The following is a 15,743-nucleotide window of genomic DNA, read 5'->3' as shown; positions in this document are numbered from 1 at the left end:
CTTCATGACGCGCGGCTGCATTCGTTCGGCTCTGGCGCTGGCCGCCGCAGTGCTGACGCTCTCGGCCTCGGCCGTGACAGCCGAAGAGCGCGTCGTGAACTTCTACAACTGGTCGAACTACATGGCGCCGGGGGTCCTCGACGACTTCACCAAGGAGACGGGGATCAAGGTCGTCTACGACACGTTCGATGCCAACGAGACCCTGGAGACGCGGCTGCTCGCCGGCAAGTCCGGCTACGACGTCGTGGTGCCCACGGCGTATTTCCTGCAGCGCCAGATCAAGGCCAAGATCTTCCAGCCGCTCGACAAGGCGAAGCTGCCGAACCTCGCCAATGCCTGGCCGGTCGTCACCGCGCGTCTCGCCACCTACGATCCCGGCAACCAGTTCGCTGCCAACTACATGTGGGGCACGACCGGCATCGGCTACAATGTGAAGGCAATCGAGAAGATCCTAGGTCCGGGCGCGCGGATCGACAGCTGGGATATCGTGTTCAAGCCGGAGAACCTCGCCAGGTTCAAGGATTGCGGCGTCCACATGCTGGATTCCGCCGACGACATCTTCCCGGCGGCGCTGAACTATCTCGGCCTCGATCCGAACTCGACCAAGCAGGCGGACCTGGAGAAGGCGGCCGAGGTGGTCGGCAAGGTCGCGCCCTCCGTACGCAAATTCCATTCGTCCGAATATCTCAGCGCGCTCGCCACTGGCGAGATCTGCCTGGTCGTCGGCTGGTCCGGCGACATTATGCAGGCGCGCAGCCGCGCCGAGGAGGCCAAGAACGGCATCGAGATCGGCTACGCGATCCCGAAAGAGGGCGCGCAGATGTTCTTCGACAACCTCGCGATCCCCGCCGACGCGCCGCACGTCGCCGAGGCCTATGCGCTGATCAACTATCTCTATCGGCCCGAGGTCGCGGCCAAGAACTCCGACTTCCTGTCCTACGCCAACGGGAATCTGGCGAGCCAGAAGCTGATCGACCTGAAGATCCTCGGCGACAAGAACATCTATCCGGACGAGGCGACCCTGAAGAAGCTGTTCGTCATCACCGCCCGCGAGCCAGCGACGCAGCGGATCATCAACCGGCTCTGGACCAAGGTGAAGACGGGGCGGTAGTCGCCGTTGGCCTTCATTGCGACCGAAGCATCGGTCTTGTGGCCCGGATGAGCGAAGCGACACCCGGGTTCATATTGAAAGCCTTGAGAACCCGGATATCGCTTCGCTCATCCGGGCGACACGTGGCCGCGCTGCGGTCCCACGGGGTGTAAGATCCTGCGTGTCGTCGTCACCGTCATTGCGAGCGAAGCGAAGCAATCCAGAGCGGAGACCGCGGCTCTGGATTGCTTCGTCGCGTTGCTCCTCGCAATGACGCCGCGGAGAGATCACGCCAATCGATGCATCGCGCAGAGCTTGTTGCCGTCGAGATCGCGCAAATAGGCGAGATACAGCTTACCGGCCGAGCCCTGGCGAACTCCGGGCGGATCCTCGCAGGTGGTGCCGCCGGCTTCGAGGCCGGCCGCATGCCAGGCGTCGGCCTGCTCGGGGGAGGTGCAGGCGAAGCCGATGGTGCCGCCATTGGCTGGCGTTGCGGGCTGGCCATTGATCGGCTTCGAGACCGAGAAGATGCCAGTCGGCGTGATGTAGAAGATGCGGTGGCCGTCGACCCTGGCCGGGCGCACGCCGAGCGTGCCCAGCAGCTTGTCGTAGAAGGCCTTCGCCTTGTCGAGGTCGTTGGTGCCGATCATCACATGCGAAAACATTCGCGTCTGTCCTCCCTGGAGCTTCCGAACAGCTTGTCGGATCGGCCGCCAAGGTAGCGAGCGTCGGCGGAAGAGGTAAGGGTTTTCTTCGAATGGCGGTCTAACAGAATACAATGCTGCCGATCGCCTTCCTCGTGGTGGAATTAGATTGAACGGACCGATTACCGCCAGCGCCGGTGCAGCCAGAGCCATTGCTCGGGATGTTCGCGGATCCAGCCCTCGACGACGGAGGTAATGGCCTGCGTCGTCCCTTGCACATCGATCTGTCCACCGGCATCGCGAACAGGCTCGACGGCCTCGGACACTTCGGCCCGGAAGCGATGGCCCGGGAGCCGGACGATGCGCACGCCATGCACGGGACATTCGACCTGCCGCAGCAGGCGGGCGAGCATCGGGTTGGCGCGGGTCTTGCGGCCAAAGAAAGTCACCTCGACGCCGCCGGTCAGGTACTGATCGACCAGCATCGCGACGTGCTGCCCGCTCTTCAGCGCCTCGGCGAGCTTGATCGGCGCGCCGCGCCCGGCCGGGACAAGCGTGCCCATTTTGTCCTGTCGCATCTCCCGGATGATGCGGTCGGCGGCCGCGATGTTCGGCTTGCGATAGAGGATGGCGGTATCGAGCCCATGGGCGACAGCCGCCAGCGCCGGCATCTCCCAATTGGCGAGGTGGCTGGCGAAGATCAGCGCCGGCTTGCCGTCGAGACGGAGCTGGTGAAACAGCTCGTAGGTGCGGGCGGGCAGCTCGATGCGGCTGCGTTCCGGATGCGCCTCGTCGTAGTCCCAGATCTTGTCGAGATGGGCGAACTCGGCGCCGAGGCGGCCGACATTGTCCCACACCCCCGCGAGGATGGTCTCGATCTCCTCGGGCGACTTCTCGGGAAACGCCGCTGTCAGATTGTCCCGCGCAATGCGGTGCTCGCGCAGCCGCGGTCCGATGCGCTGAGTGATGCGCGCGAACAAGTCGGCGGTCTTGATCGGATCGAAATAGCGCGTCGTCTTGAGCATGCCGACCGTCAGCGCGCCGACCGCCGAGGACCCGAACGACTTCACGGCCTGGCGGATGACGAGCTTGGTCCGGAGCGGAATGAGACTCATCGATGCGACAGGTCGATCAGGCCGGTTCGCGGGTCAGGATCAGCGAGGCGTTCTGGCCGCCGAAGCCGAACGAGTTCGACATCACGGCGGTGACGCGGGCCTCGCGGGCCTTGTTACCGACGACATCGAACAGGATCGCAGGATCCGGAATGTCGTAGTTGATGGTCGGCGGGATCAGCTGATGCTCGAGCGTCAGCAGCGAGATGATCGCCTCGACCGCGCCGGCCGCGGAGATGGTGTGGCCGACCATCGACTTGTTGGACGAGACTGGAATCTTGCCGGTGTGCTCGCCGAACACGGCGGAGACGCCGACATATTCCATCTTGTCGTTCTCGGGCGTCGCGGTGCCGTGGGCGTTGATATGGTCGATCTGCTCCGGCGCCATGCCGGCGTCCGCCAGCGCCTTGCGGATGCAGCCGATGATCGGCTTGCCGTCCGGCGAGGAGCGGGTGCGATGGAACGAGTCGGTCAGCTCGCCGCAGCCGGCGACGACGCCGAGGATCTTTGCGCCGCGCGCCACGGCCGCATCGTAGCTCTCCAGTACGAGTGCGCCGGCGCCTTCGGCCATGACGAAACCGTCGCGGTTCTTGGAGAACGGCTTGGAGGCCGCCTGTGGCGGATCGTTCTGCGTCGACAGCGCCGACAGCAGCGAGAAGCGCACCAGGCCTTCCGGGTTGACCGAGCCTTCGGTCGCCGCGCACAGCGCCACGTCGGTCTCGCCGCGCCGGATGGCCTCGACGCCGAGCTGGATCGCGGTGGCGCCGGAGGCGCAGGCGGTCGACAGCGAGATCGGCGAGCCCTTGGTGCCGAACGTATCCGACAGCGAATCCGCCACCGAGCCGAACAGGAAACGGTGGTGGTAGTTGACGAACTTGCCGCCGCCGCAGACCTTCAGGAGGTCGTCATAGGTGAAGTGGGTGCCGCCGACCTCATGCGCGAGCTCGAGCCGTTGCGGCCACTCGATCTCGACCGGCGCGACCGCCAGAAACAGCGGGCCGGGGAAGTCGCCCTTCGAGCCGATGCCGGCCTGCGCGATCGCTTCCTCGACGGCCATGTGGCCGAGCCGCTCGGACAGGCCGGTGGAGGTGAACGGCGCCACCGGCACGAAATCCACCGTGCCGGCCATCGTCGTCTTCAACCCGTCGATCGGGAAGCGCGTGATGGTGCGGATGCCGGACTCGCCAGCCACCAGCTTGGTCCAATTGTCGGACTTGCCGGCCCCGAGCGAGGTGACGATGCCCATGCCCGTCACCACCACGACGGGGCGTCCAAACTTGTCGCGTACACTCATGATGTCCCCCGTCGCGTCGTCAGCCGCGCGCCGCGTTCACTTGATAGCTTCGACCAAGGCCATGCCTTCGCCGCGGTAATGGCCGGCGCCGACCACCACGATCTGGGTCGGGGCCTCCTTCATCTCGCTCTCGACGCCCGAGGAATCGCCGGGCGCGAACAGCGCGCCGCGCGAGATCGACAGCGCGGCGAGCGCCAGATCCAGCGCGAAATGCGCCTCCATCGTGTGGCCGAAGCGGGTGCCGCTCGAGCGTACGGCGAAGGCCTTGTGATGATCGAGGAACGCGCGCTCCTCCGACGTCACGGGCTCGGCACCGGTGGCGCCGGTGATGATCGCGCCCGGTGCGTCGTGCACGTCGAGCGCCGACCACAGCCGGTCCAGCGTGCCGGTCACCGCACCTGCCTCCTTGCGGCGGGCGCGGTCGGCCACGACCTTGCTCAGCCGCGCCAGCGGCTTGGCGCCACGGGCCTCCGCATGCGGCTTGGATTCCAGCACCAGGAAGGCGCCGGCTGAGCCGAGCGCGAATCCCGGATGCTCCTTGCGCGCCCACACCGGCTTGAACTCGTTCTTCAGATTGTAGTCGCCGAACTCGTAGAGCACGAGCAGGTCCTTGCGCTCGCCATTGTGCGAGCCGCCGACCAGCGCGATGTCGCTCTGTCCGCCGGCGATGCGCGCCAGCGCGATCTTGAACGCGTCGACACCCGCGACCTCTTCGCCCATGAAGGTACGCGACGTCCCGCAGACGCCGTGCGAGATCGCGATGTTGCCGGCGAGCAGGTTGGACAGCTGCGCCAGGAACAGCGTCGGGCGCAGATCGCTCATCAGCCGGTCGTTAAGGAAGCCCGGGGTGCAGTTGCCCTCGGCCTCGGCATTGAGGATGGCGGTGTCGACCGAGATGTCGCGCTCGCCGCCGCCGGCGGCGACGATCATGTCCATCCGGGACAGGATGTCCTTGTTGCCTTTCAGGCCGGCCGAATCCAGCGCGAGCCCGGCGGCATAGGTGCCGATGCGCTGCCACGCCTCCATCTGGCGCTGTTCCTTCTTCGGAATCTGCGCCTCAAGATTCACCTTGGCCCAGGGATGCACGATGTAGGGCGCAAAACCCTTCTCATCGACATTGATCTGGCCGGCGTTGAGAGCCTCCCAGTTCGCATCGAGGCCCTCGCCGAGCGAGGTCGCAAGGCCGATGCCGGTGATCCAGACTTCGACGGGGGCTGATGTCACGGAAGGCGTCTCACTCATCGCTGCAGGATCTGTTGCGGAAAGCCGACGCGCTCGGCGACGGCGTCCATGTGTCCGCGCAGCTCCGGATTGGGGAAGGGGACGTGGCTGAACGTGATCGTCGCGTTCGAGCGCAGCTTGCCGCCGACCTTCACGCGCGCTTCGGTCATGGCGTAGCCGGAGCCCTCATGCAGCACGTTGGCCTCGACCGTCAGCACCTCGCCCGGCTGGACGAAGCCGCGCATCTTGGCTTCCTTCACGGCGGCAAGGAACGGCATCCGCTCGAACTTCATCAGCGCGAGCAGCAGCCAGCCGGAGGTCTGCGCCATCGACTCGATCAGCAGCACGCCCGGCATGATCGGATAGCCCGGGAAGTGCCCTTCGAAGATCGTGCTTTCGGTCGGAACCTTGGCTTCGACGGTGATGGTTTTCTCGTCCAGTCTGAGGTCGAGAATGCGGTCGATCAGCAGGAAGTATTCGATCTGCATGGCGGGCGCTCAGGCGCCCTTGGCGGCGACCAGCTCGTCGATGCGGGCGCACAGGTTCTTGAGCACGAAATACTGCTCGGTGCTGGCCTTGCCGTCGTTGACTTCCTGCGTCCACTTCTCGAGCGGCAGCTTGATGCCGAAGGCCTTGTCGATCGCGAAGGCGATGTCGAGGAAATCGAGGCTGTCGATGCCCAGATCGTCGATGGCGTGGCTATCCGGCGTGATCGTGTCGCGCGGGATGTCGCAGGTTTCAGCGATGATCGTGGCGACCTGATCGAATGTTGAGGACATCACTAAGCCTTTGATATTTTGGAGCTAATCCGGAGAAGGGCAACGAGAGGACACCGCCCCCGGGGCGTCTGATGCGAGCCCTTTTACCCCCGTCGCCCAGGAGTCGTGTGCCCGTATATCGGAGCGCCGCGGTGAGTTCAATGGAGCCGGCCACGCCGGTTGTGGCGGGATTGTGATGCTCCGTCGGGGACGCCGGAGGCGCCCGTCAGGGCATGTAGGTCTCGGTAATGATGCGGGCGCAGTCGCGCCGTCCGGTGAGCAGGCAGTCCTGGGTCTTGCGCAGGTCGGCGATGCTCATCGCCAGCCAGATGCCGATCGCAGTCAGCGCGATGGTGAAGGCGATCGCCGCGATGTTGGCCAGGATGCGGTGACGGAAATCGTCGGGCTCCTCGCGCGGCTGCTCGTAGCGGGAGAGGTCGAGGGACACCGGCTCAGGCCGCCGCAGCTGAATCGGCGGACTGCCGCCCTCGGTGACCCGCCGCGGAGGACCACTGCGCGGCCGAAACGGCACCACGCGATGCTCGTCCTCCGCTGCGATGGGGCGCTGGGTCTTCATGCCTCGACTCCGATGCTCCTTCTTAGCACGCAGGTGCAGCCTCTCACAAAGAAACTTTGTCGTCGTTGAGATGCATCACACGCGCCTGTCGCCCTGCGGATGTGTCGTTTCCGTTGTATTTGGTGTATCGGTGGAACCGCGCGCCGGCGCGCCGATCTCGCCGGACTTCTGGATGAAATGCTTTGGAGCCTCATGCATGGCCAATACCCGCGAGCCGCTGCTGCATCCGATCCCGATCCTGACGCTGCGGCCGACGCAGATGACCGTCGGCATGCGCGAGGTGAAAGAGAAGCGCGAGCGCTTTCGCGAGCACAAGGCCAAGAAGAAAGCCGAGCTGATCGGCAAGCACATGATTCCGGTCGTGCTCGGACCGGACAAGCGGCACTACGTGGTCGACCACCATCACCTCGCGCGCGCGCTGCACGACGAGGGCGTCAAGGACGTGCTGGTCAGCGTCATCGGCGATCTGTCGATGGTCGATCCCGACGGCTTCTGGAACGTGATGGACAACAAGCGCTGGGTCTATCCCTATGACGCCAAAGGCGAGCGGCGGCATTTCAAGGACCTGCCGAAGACGGTGGCGGATCTGAAGGACGATCCGTTCCGCAGCCTCGCCGGCGAGCTGCGCCGCGCCGGCGGCTTCGCCAAGGACACCACGCCGTTCAGCGAGTTCCTGTGGGCCGATTTCCTGCGCCGCAAGGTGAAGCGCAAGACGGTCGAGGGCCATTTCGCAGCCGCGATGGAGCATGCGCTGGCGCTGGCCAAGAGCCATGACGCGGTCTACCTGCCCGGCTGGTGCGGGCCGGCCTCGGACGACTGATCCGCCTATTTCGCCTTCGGCAGCCGCCCCATCAGGTAGAACTCGTCGTTCGGGCGCATGCCCGTCACATTGGCCATCCGGTTCGACAGCGCGAAGAAGGCCGCGATCGCGGCGATGTCCCAGATGTCGTCGTCGCCGAAGCCGTGCTCCGCGAGCGTCCTGAAGTCCGCATCGCCGACGGTCTGCGCCTCCAGCGCGACCTTCATCGCGAAGTCGAGCATCGCGCGCTGCCGCGGCGTGATGTCGGCCTTCCGGTAGTTGATCGCGATCTGGTCGGCGAGCAGGGGATTCTTGGCCCGGATGCGCAGGATCGCGCCATGGGCGATCACGCAATACTGGCACTGGTTGGCGCTCGAGGTCGCGACCACGATCATCTCGCGCTCGGCCTTGGTCAGCCCGCCGTCCTTCTCCATCAGCGCGTCGTGATAGGCGAAGAAGGCGCGGAACTCGTCAGGCCGGTGTGCGAGGGTCAGAAAGACGTTCGGCACGAAGCCGCTCTTCTCCTGCACGCCGAGCAGGCGGGTGCGGATGTCCTCCGGCAGCGAATCGATCGCAGGGACGGGGAAGCGGCTGATGGCGGGCTGGGTCATGGCGTCGGGTCCGGCAAGGCGTGGCAGTGACCGAACCTTAGTCGATCGGGGAGAGGGCGCAACGGCCGCGCTCAGTCCAGCACGTCCACCGTGGCGGAGCGCCCGGAAACCAGCTCACTGCGCCTCGATGCATCGTCGAGCGCGATGCGGACAGGGACACGCTGCGCCAGCCGCACCCAGTTGAAGGTGGGAGTGACGTTGGCGAGCAGGCTCGCGCCCTCGGCGCGGTCGCGGTCCTCGATGCCCGCCGCAATGCTCTCGACATGGCCGGTCAGCACCTCGCCGGTGCCCATCAGGCGGATGCGGACGGCAGCGCCGACCCGGATGCGCGGCAGCTTGGTTTCCTCGAAATAGCCCTCGACATGCAGCGTGTCGGTGTCGACCAGCGCCATCACGCCCTTGCCCGCGCTGACATAGGCGCCGGGGCGCAGGTCCATGTTGGTGATCACGCCGTTGACCGGCGCGTGCACCTCGCTGCGCTCCAGATTGAGCTTTGCCACGGCCTGGTCGGCCAGCGCCTGGTCATAGGACGCCTGCGCCTGCTGCTGGGTGGCGAGCACCTGCTCCTGCTTTTGCTGCGACACCGCCTCGGTGGTCAGCGAACGGTAGCGGTCGAGATCGGCATTGGCCTGGTTCAGCGTGGCGAGACGGCCGGCGACGACGGCGTCAGCCTGCTGCAGCGCGAGCCTGAAGCGGGCGCGATCGATCCGGAAGATGACGTCGCCCTGATGCACCGGCTGATTGTCGCGCACCAGCACCTCGGTCACGAAGCCGGAGACGTCGGGCGCGACCTGGACGATGTCGGCGCGCACACGGCCGTCGCGCGTCCACGGCGCCTTCATGTAGTAGCCCCACAGATAGGTGCCGACGAAAATGGCCGCGGCGACCGCGGCCGCGGTGACCGCCACGCGGCCGAGCAGGGCGAAGGTGCTTTTCACGAGGACCACTCCGAAGCGAGATAGACGATGCCGCCGAGAACGCAGACGTACATTGCGAAGTCGAACAGGGCGGGGTGCCAGACCAGGCGGTAAACGCCGAGGCGGCGGAGGAGGGCGCGCAGCAGCGCGACGCAGCCATAGGCCACGACCAGCCACAGCAGCAGCGAAGGCACCAGCACGCCGGCGATGTCGATGTCGTGCCTCATGCCACGCGGCTCCGCGCATCGGTTGCCTCGGCGTGATAGGCGGGCGCGTCCGGGAACAGGCCGGTGCGGATACCGACCAGGCCGATCAGCGCGTCCTCCTTGGCAGGCGCCGCGGGCTCGGCGAGTGTCTTCAACAGCGCGACGTCGATCGTCGCGAGCAGATCGGCCGGCATGGCGCTGGCGCCGATGCCGCGGCCGCGGCAGGCGGCGGCCAGGCGGTCGAGCATGGTGTCGATCGCCGCGAGCGTCATGGCCGTGAGCCCGTGACGGGCGCGGCGGAGATCGATGATGTTGAGGCCGACGCGCAGCTGGCTCAGGCTGTCGAGCTCGCGGCGGTCGTCCTCGGGGATCGCAGCGAAGCGCTGCGCCAGGAGCCCGAGCCGATCGAGCATGAGTCCGACGAAGGCGGCGCGATCGTGATGGCCGCGGCGCTCGGCGGTCAGGGCCAAGGTCTCCCAGCTCGTGCGCAGCAGCCGTTGCGCGATCCATTCGGCGCGGACGGAGCGCACCAGGCGCGTCAGCACCACGGCCGCGACCATGCCGACCATGAACGCGATCGCCGAGTTGGCGTAGCTCTGGAAGTCGGCACTGTAGGTCGATTGCAGCGCCAGCAGCGTGGCGCCGTTGGCACCGAGCGCCATTCCGATCGGTGTGGTCTGGGGACGGGCGATCAGCACGCCGAACAGGAGGAAGGCCGGCGCGAGCGCGCCGATCAGCAGTTCGACGTCGGAGATCGCCGGGATGATCGCGAACAGATAGATCGCGTCGATGACGATGGCGACCAGCGACCACGCCGCGAAGCGGACGATGCTGGGGGCCGGGTCATCCTGCGACGCGAAGAACGAGCAGGCGACGGCGGCCATCATCGGGGCCGAGGCGCCGTCGGACCAACCGGTCGCGACCCAGAATGTGCAACAGGCGAGAATGGCGATGATGACGCCGGCGGCCGACCACAGCGCCAGCGCATGGTCGCGATGGCGGGCCGGAGCGATGCCCTGCTCGCTGCGGAAGGCGAGAGGTACCTTGGCGGTGTCCTCGCCCGCCGCGATCGCCGCATTCAGCGCGCGACAGTCCTCGGCAATGTCGACCAGCTCGCGCAGCCGGATCAGCAGGCTCGCGATCATGATCTGATCCCAGGAGGAGTGACCTTCCAGTGAAGGGCGGAGCGCATCGATCGCCGCGCGCAGGCGGTCGGCCGGCTCGCGATCCTCGGCCGCGACGACCCAATCGGCGAGACGTTGCAGCAGACGGCTCAGCTCGCGATCGATATGATCATTGAGCGCCGCCAGCCGGTCGTGGATCGAGCCGAGCAATGGCAACAGCAGCAGCATGTGCAGCCGCAACGCGCGCAGGCCCTCAACGGCATGGTGGTCGGCCTGGCGGTCGAAGGCGAGATGCGTGGCGAGCGTGTCGATCTCCAGCGCTTCCGCCGCCAGCCGCAGCCGGTGCGCGCGGTCCTCGGCGCTGCCCCCGCCGCCGAGCAGCACGTCGCGGCTCAGCCGGCGCGCGTCGTCGAGCCAGTGCTCCACCTTGGCCGCGACCGCCGGCGCGACGCTGCGCGGCAGGACGATGGTCGAGACCAGCGTGGCGCAGACGATGCCGAGCGTGATCTCCTGGGCGCGGGCGACAGCAACATCGAAAATGCCGGCCGGATCGGCCACGGCGGGAAAGCCGATCAGCGCCAGCGTGTAGCCGGCCAGCATGAACAGATAGCTGCGCGGAGTCCGGTCGAGCAGCGAGACATAGAGGCAGGCGCCGGTCCACAGCGCGACGACGAGGCTGAGCAGCTCGGGCGAATTGACGAAGGTCGGCACGATGGCAACCGCGGCCGCCGCGCCCGCGAGCGTGCCGAGCACGCGATACAGCGCCTTGGAGGCGGTGGCGCCGGCCAGCGGCTGCGACGTGATGTAGACGGTCGCCATCGCCCAATACGGCCGCGGCAGGTCGATCCAGAGCGCGATCAGCAGCGCCAGCATGGCGGCGGCGAACGTCTTGACCGAAAATGCGAGGTCCGCGCTGCGCACCGGGAATGAGGTCGTATGTCGCATCAGAGGGCGGTGTCCGAGGGGGTGGCTTCATGCGCGCGCGTCATGCGCTGCTCGATGCGATGCAAAACGTCGGACGCGATGGCGAGGTCCTCAGGGGAGATGTCTTCGAGCAAAAAGCCGCGCACGCGCCGCAGGACGGTCTCGATCTCCTCGGCCTTGGCCTCGCCCTTGGCGGTCAGATGCAGCGTCTTGGCACGGCGATCCGTGGGGTCCTCCCGTCGCTCCACCAGCTTCTCGCTTTGCAGGAGGTCGATCAGACGGACCAGCGACGGGCCTTCGATGCCGACTTCCTCCGCCAGCAACCCCTGCCGAATGCCGCGCTCGGCCTTGCCGTGCCGCGCCAGTGCCCGCAGCGGGTGAGCGGTCGCCTGCGACAGGCCGTGATCGGCCAAGGCCTGATCAGCCTCGCGGCGCCATAGCCTGGCGACGCGGGCGATCAGCAAGCCGATCTCCGACTGGACGTTGCTGGTCGAGTTCAACATGCAAGATAGATAGGATCAAAATTGATAGGATACAATCTATCTCGGCAAACGTCTTCGTGATTGGGGGCCTGCCATGGCCAGTCGGCCGGTCCGGCCGCCCGGCGGTTGAGGGCGGCCCCTCGGCCTAACGCAGTGGCTTCTTCAGCAGGGAGAAGCGATCGGGGTCGAGACCCAGGGACGGCTGCAGCATGGGAGCGTCGAGCGCGGTCGCGAGCCCGCCGCCGCGGTCGCCGAGGCTGGCGCTGCCGTCGCCGTTCGAGGCCTCCCGGCTCGAGGTCGCGCCGCGCCAGCGCTCCAGCACGGCGCTGACGAAATGCATGTCGTGGCCGGCATTGACCGAGCGCACGGTGGCGATCGTCGCCTCGCTGCGCGGCAGCTGATGCAGCGGCACCTCTTTGAAGCGCAGCCGGGTCGGCAGCGCGACGCCTTCGCCGAACGCCAGCACCTCGCGGGTGCCGAGCGAGGGGACGAAGGAGAGCAGGTTGGCGGCGGCATCGGAGACCGCCGAGCGCAGCAGCGACTGGTCACGCTCGTTGGCGAGGCGCATCGTGAACAGCGTGTTGCACTGGGAGATGATGGTGGCGTCGAGCTCGGCCGGCCGCTGCGTGACGAGGCCGAGATAGACGCCGTATTTGCGGCCTTCCTTGGCGATGCGCGAGATCGCCTTGCGGGTCGGGCCGAAGCCGATCGAGCGGTCGGCGGAGGCGTAGCGGTGCGCCTCCTCGCAGACGAACAGCAGCGGCGAGACGCCGTCGCTCCACAGGCCGAAATCGAACGCCATGCGGCAGACCACGGAGACGACGGAGTCGACCACCTCGGCCGGGAAGCCGGCGAGTTGCATCACCGTCATCGGCCGGCCGTTGGCGGGCAGGCGGAACAGATGGCTGATCACCTCCGCCATGGTGTCGCCGCCGACATTGGCGTTGTCGAACATGAAGGCGTAGCGCGGATCGTTGCGCACGGTCTCGATGCGCGAGATCAGCTTGTGATAGATGATGCGCGAGGAACGGTTCTCGAGCTTGCCCATGCGCTCGTCGATCAGGTTGATCAGGTCGACGAGGCGATAGGGAACGGGCGTATCGACGGTGTAGCCGATCGTCTTCGGGTCGATGCGCTTGAGGCCGATGCGATCGGAGTTCTGGTACTGGGTGTAGATGCCCTTCGCCAGCGGGATCACCTCGGCGAGGATGTCGAGCTCCTCCGGCACGCCCGGACGGCCGCCGAACAGGACGTCGACGATCTCCTCGAAATTGAACAGCCAGAACGGCAGCTTCAGATTGCGCGGGTTCAGCACCAGCGCCTTCTCGCCGAAGCAGCGGCCATATTCGTTGTGCACGTCGAGCAGGAAGATGCGCAGGTTCGGGCGCGCCTTGAGGATCTCGTTGAGCAGCAGCGACACGCCGGTGGACTTACCGACGCCGGTCGAGCCGAGCACCGCGAAATGCTTCGACAGCATCTCCTCGACATTGACGCAGGCGCGCACCGAGGGATCCTGCTGCAGCGCGCCGATGTCGATGTGGTCGCCGGCGGTCGGCGTGTAGATCGTGCGCAGCTCCTGGCTGGTGATCATGTCGACGGCGTCGCCGATGGTCGGGTAGTGGGTGACGCCGCGCTGGAACTTGGGCTTCTCGGCCGGGCCCAGGATCTCGCCGAGCAGGTCGACCGACGCCGTCGCGACAAATTCGTCCGCATGCGACAGGTCTTCGCTGGTGACCTCGGTGATGATCGCAATGATCGTGGCGCCGGGGCAGCGGATGCTGATGAAGCGGCCCACTGTCGCGCGGAGCTCGGACACGCTCATCTGCTTCGCCTGCAGTAGAATGCCGACGCGGGCCTGAGAGCCTCGAACCGAGATCACACGTCCGAAGGATGTCACGGTCATGAAACCTGTGGTGAATTGTTGAGCCGACACCTTCGCCCGAGGGACTGGAGAATTTGTTAAGCGGGTGACATTTGTGGCCGCCAGGCCGCCCGCCGGTGCGCTCAGAGCCCGACCCGCGAGGTTGCGGACGGGCTTTCTCAAAACCACCTAACGCATTGCGTGATAAGGCTTTCTGTACCCTGTGCTAAACCGTTGCAGCAACCGCGAGGGTTTACGTTCGGTTTACCATTCGATGGGCTTGTTCGGCCGGCCGCGCCGGCGCGGCCGACGCGCCGAACGGAGGGTCTTCGGGCCGCCGATTCTCTCGCGCCGGGCGACCGCGCGGGGATTTGATCGCGATCAATCTGGAACGTGCGCCGGGTCGCTACATTTGTGCCGTAAGCGCGAGGGAGCGGACGTCGGCCGATTCCGCCGAGCGCGACGGCTCTGTCGAAGAGCCGATCCTCGCGTGAAGCAAGGAGGATGAAGTCATGGCTGAACCCACCAAGCTGCCCGTCAACACCGAGAAGGCCAATGCGCCATCCATGCAGGGATGGCGGCCATTCGACAATTTGCGCCGTGAGATCGATCGCGTGTTCGAGGACTTCCACGGCGGACTCTGGCGGACGCCGTCGCTGTTCGACCAGCTGCCGGGTCTTGCACGCGCGAGATCGTTCGCGGTGGCGCCGGCGGTCGACGTCGCCGAGCATGACAAGGCCTATGAGCTCACCGCGGAACTGCCCGGCCTCGACGAGAAGAACGTCGAGGTGAAGGTCGCGAGCGGAGTGCTGTCGATCAAGGGCGAGAAGCAGGAAGACAAGGAGGAGAAGAAGAAGGACTATTACGTCCGCGAGCGCAGCTTCGGCGCGTTCGAGCGCTCCTTCCAGATCCCGGACGGCGTCGACACCGACAAGATCGAGGCGGTGTTCAAGCAGGGCGTGCTGAAGGTGACCCTGCCGAAGAAGGCCGAGGTGCAGAAGGCCGCCAAGACCATCGACATCAAGGCGGCGTGATCGTTCGACCGTTGCATCGCGATTCCTGTCCCATGATCATGGGACAGGGCCGCCTTCGATGCCGCAAAGGGCCGCTGTCGCGGCCCTTTTTTTCGCCGGCGTGGCCGGCTAATCTGCATCACAAGCAAACCGGTCCGTGACGCGGTCCGACGGGAAGGGAGACGAGGCGATGGGCAAGCTCGCACTGGCGGCCAAGATCACGCATGTGCCGTCGATGTATCTCAGCGAGCTCGACGGTCCGGCCAAGGGCAAGCGGCAGTCGGCGATCGACGGCCACATCGAGATCGGCCGGCGCTGCCGCGAGGCCGGGGTCGACACCATCGTCGTGTTCGACACCCATTGGCTGGTCAATGCCGGCTACCACATCAACTGCGCGCCGCACTTCCAGGGGCTCTACACCTCGAATGAGCTGCCGCATTTCATCGCCAACATGACCTACGAATACGACGGCAATCCGGAGCTCGGCCACATCCTGGCCAAGGGCGCCAATACCCATGGGATTGCCACGATGGCCCATGACGCCACCTCGCTGGCGCTGGAGTACGGCACGCTGGTGCCGATGCGCTACATGAACGCCGACCGCCACTTCAAGGTGGTGTCGGTCTCGGCGCTGTGCACCTCGCATTATCTGGCCGACAGCGCCAAGCTCGGCTGGGCGTTCCGCCGCGCCGTCGAGGACCATTACGACGGCACGGTTGCATTCTTCGCCTCGGGCTCGCTGAGCCACCGCTTTGCGCAGAACGGCACCGCCGACGAATATCGCGACAAGATGTTCAGCCCGTTCCTAGAGCGGCTCGACCACGAGGTGATCCAGATGTGGGAGCAGGGCGAGTGGCCCGACTTCTGCGACATGCTGCCGGAATACGCCAGCAAGGGTCATGGCGAGGGCTTCATGCACGACACCGCGATGCTGCTCGGCGCGCTCGGTTGGAACCATTACGACGGCGGCGTCGAAGTGGTCACGCCGTTCTTCCCATCCTCCGGCACGGGCCAGATCAACGCGGTATTCCCGGTGACGCCGATGCCGGTCGCGCTCGACGACATCGGCCGGCCGCGCGCCGCTGCGCTGGCGGGCGGGCGGCTGTAGCG

17 protein-coding genes are annotated in these 15,743 nt (G+C 66.3%); 4 read left to right on the top strand and 13 right to left on the bottom strand.

Annotation, left to right across the window (positions count from 1 at the left end; all coding sequences use genetic code 11):
• The first annotated feature begins 4 nt into the window (after positions 1–4).
• Positions 5–1,111: a polyamine ABC transporter substrate-binding protein gene (locus tag BRAS3809_RS14220; protein WP_008962799.1), complete on the top strand. Its 1,107-nt coding sequence runs from the start codon at positions 5–7 to the stop codon at positions 1,109–1,111.
• A gap of 266 nt (positions 1,112–1,377) precedes the next feature.
• Here BRAS3809_RS14220 and BRAS3809_RS14215 read toward each other — a convergent pair whose 3' ends face one another.
• The 7 genes from BRAS3809_RS14215 to BRAS3809_RS14185 form a co-directional block, all read right to left on the bottom strand.
• Positions 1,378–1,755, bottom strand: a complete 378-nt coding sequence (locus tag BRAS3809_RS14215; protein ID WP_008962798.1) for a VOC family protein — start codon at positions 1,753–1,755, stop codon at positions 1,378–1,380.
• Positions 1,756–1,916: 161 nt separating this feature from the next.
• A complete protein-coding gene (locus BRAS3809_RS14210) occupies positions 1,917–2,849 on the bottom strand; it encodes a lipid A biosynthesis lauroyl acyltransferase (protein WP_008962797.1) in 933 nt (310 codons plus the stop codon).
• Positions 2,850–2,865: 16 nt separating this feature from the next.
• Positions 2,866–4,140 (bottom strand): beta-ketoacyl-ACP synthase, encoded by a 1,275-nt coding sequence (locus tag BRAS3809_RS14205; RefSeq protein ID WP_008962796.1) that lies wholly within the window; start codon positions 4,138–4,140, stop codon positions 2,866–2,868.
• Positions 4,141–4,176: 36 nt separating this feature from the next.
• Positions 4,177–5,382 carry a beta-ketoacyl-ACP synthase gene (locus BRAS3809_RS14200; protein WP_008962795.1) on the bottom strand — a complete coding sequence of 402 codons (1,206 nt, stop codon included), beginning with the start codon at positions 5,380–5,382 and terminating at the stop codon, positions 4,177–4,179.
• Entirely contained in the window at positions 5,379–5,849 is a 471-nt protein-coding gene (locus BRAS3809_RS14195) for a 3-hydroxyacyl-ACP dehydratase FabZ family protein (RefSeq protein ID WP_008962794.1), read from the bottom strand. The genes BRAS3809_RS14200 and BRAS3809_RS14195 overlap by 4 nt, the downstream gene beginning before the upstream one ends.
• Before the next feature lie 9 nt (positions 5,850–5,858).
• Positions 5,859–6,140 carry an acyl carrier protein gene (locus BRAS3809_RS14190; protein ID WP_006609130.1) on the bottom strand — a complete coding sequence of 94 codons (282 nt, stop codon included), beginning with the start codon at positions 6,138–6,140 and terminating at the stop codon, positions 5,859–5,861.
• A 205-nt stretch (positions 6,141–6,345) separates the two neighbouring features.
• A complete protein-coding gene (locus BRAS3809_RS14185; RefSeq protein WP_008962792.1) occupies positions 6,346–6,696 on the bottom strand; it encodes a hypothetical protein in 351 nt (116 codons plus the stop codon).
• A 196-nt stretch (positions 6,697–6,892) separates the two neighbouring features.
• On the opposite strand from BRAS3809_RS14185, the gene BRAS3809_RS14180 reads away from it, so the two are divergent.
• Positions 6,893–7,516: a ParB-like protein gene (locus BRAS3809_RS14180; RefSeq protein ID WP_008962791.1), complete on the top strand. Its 624-nt coding sequence runs from the start codon at positions 6,893–6,895 to the stop codon at positions 7,514–7,516.
• A gap of 5 nt (positions 7,517–7,521) precedes the next feature.
• On the opposite strand, the gene BRAS3809_RS14175 is transcribed toward BRAS3809_RS14180, so the two are convergent.
• The 6 genes from BRAS3809_RS14175 to BRAS3809_RS14150 all read right to left on the bottom strand — a co-directional run bounded on the left by BRAS3809_RS14175 (position 7,522) and on the right by BRAS3809_RS14150 (position 13,662).
• Positions 7,522–8,106 carry a peroxidase-related enzyme gene (locus tag BRAS3809_RS14175; protein ID WP_008962790.1) on the bottom strand — a complete coding sequence of 195 codons (585 nt, stop codon included), beginning with the start codon at positions 8,104–8,106 and terminating at the stop codon, positions 7,522–7,524.
• Between the two features lie 71 nt (positions 8,107–8,177).
• Positions 8,178–9,044: an efflux RND transporter periplasmic adaptor subunit gene (locus tag BRAS3809_RS14170; RefSeq protein WP_008962789.1), complete on the bottom strand. Its 867-nt coding sequence runs from the start codon at positions 9,042–9,044 to the stop codon at positions 8,178–8,180.
• On the bottom strand, positions 9,041–9,250 hold the full coding sequence (locus BRAS3809_RS14165; protein WP_008962788.1) for a DUF1656 domain-containing protein: 210 nt from the start codon (positions 9,248–9,250) through the stop codon (positions 9,041–9,043). Before BRAS3809_RS14165 ends, BRAS3809_RS14170 begins: the two co-directional genes overlap by 4 nt.
• Complete coding sequence (locus BRAS3809_RS14160) at positions 9,247–11,298, bottom strand: FUSC family protein (protein ID WP_008962787.1); 2,052 nt, start codon at positions 11,296–11,298, stop codon at positions 9,247–9,249. The genes BRAS3809_RS14165 and BRAS3809_RS14160 overlap by 4 nt, the downstream gene beginning before the upstream one ends.
• A complete protein-coding gene (locus tag BRAS3809_RS14155) occupies positions 11,298–11,780 on the bottom strand; it encodes a MarR family winged helix-turn-helix transcriptional regulator (RefSeq protein WP_008962786.1) in 483 nt (160 codons plus the stop codon). The genes BRAS3809_RS14160 and BRAS3809_RS14155 overlap by 1 nt, the downstream gene beginning before the upstream one ends.
• A gap of 124 nt (positions 11,781–11,904) precedes the next feature.
• Positions 11,905–13,662: an ATP-binding protein gene (locus BRAS3809_RS14150; protein ID WP_035656291.1), complete on the bottom strand. Its 1,758-nt coding sequence runs from the start codon at positions 13,660–13,662 to the stop codon at positions 11,905–11,907.
• A gap of 470 nt (positions 13,663–14,132) precedes the next feature.
• Here BRAS3809_RS14150 and BRAS3809_RS14145 point away from each other — a divergent pair, with 470 nt between their 5' ends.
• Positions 14,133–14,654, top strand: a complete 522-nt coding sequence (locus BRAS3809_RS14145; protein ID WP_008962784.1) for an Hsp20/alpha crystallin family protein — start codon at positions 14,133–14,135, stop codon at positions 14,652–14,654.
• Positions 14,655–14,823: 169 nt separating this feature from the next.
• The gene (gene hpaD / locus BRAS3809_RS14140) at positions 14,824–15,741 is read left to right on the top strand and encodes a 3,4-dihydroxyphenylacetate 2,3-dioxygenase (protein ID WP_008962783.1); all 918 of its coding nucleotides are present in this window, start codon (positions 14,824–14,826) and stop codon (positions 15,739–15,741) included.
• Positions 15,742–15,743: the final 2 nt, after the last annotated feature.

Source organism: Bradyrhizobium sp. STM 3809 (assembly GCF_000239795.1).
Taxonomy (GTDB): Bacteria; Pseudomonadota; Alphaproteobacteria; order Rhizobiales; family Xanthobacteraceae; genus Bradyrhizobium.
Note: the sequence above shows the minus strand (reverse complement) of the source record. Positions and strands in the feature narration are given on the sequence as shown.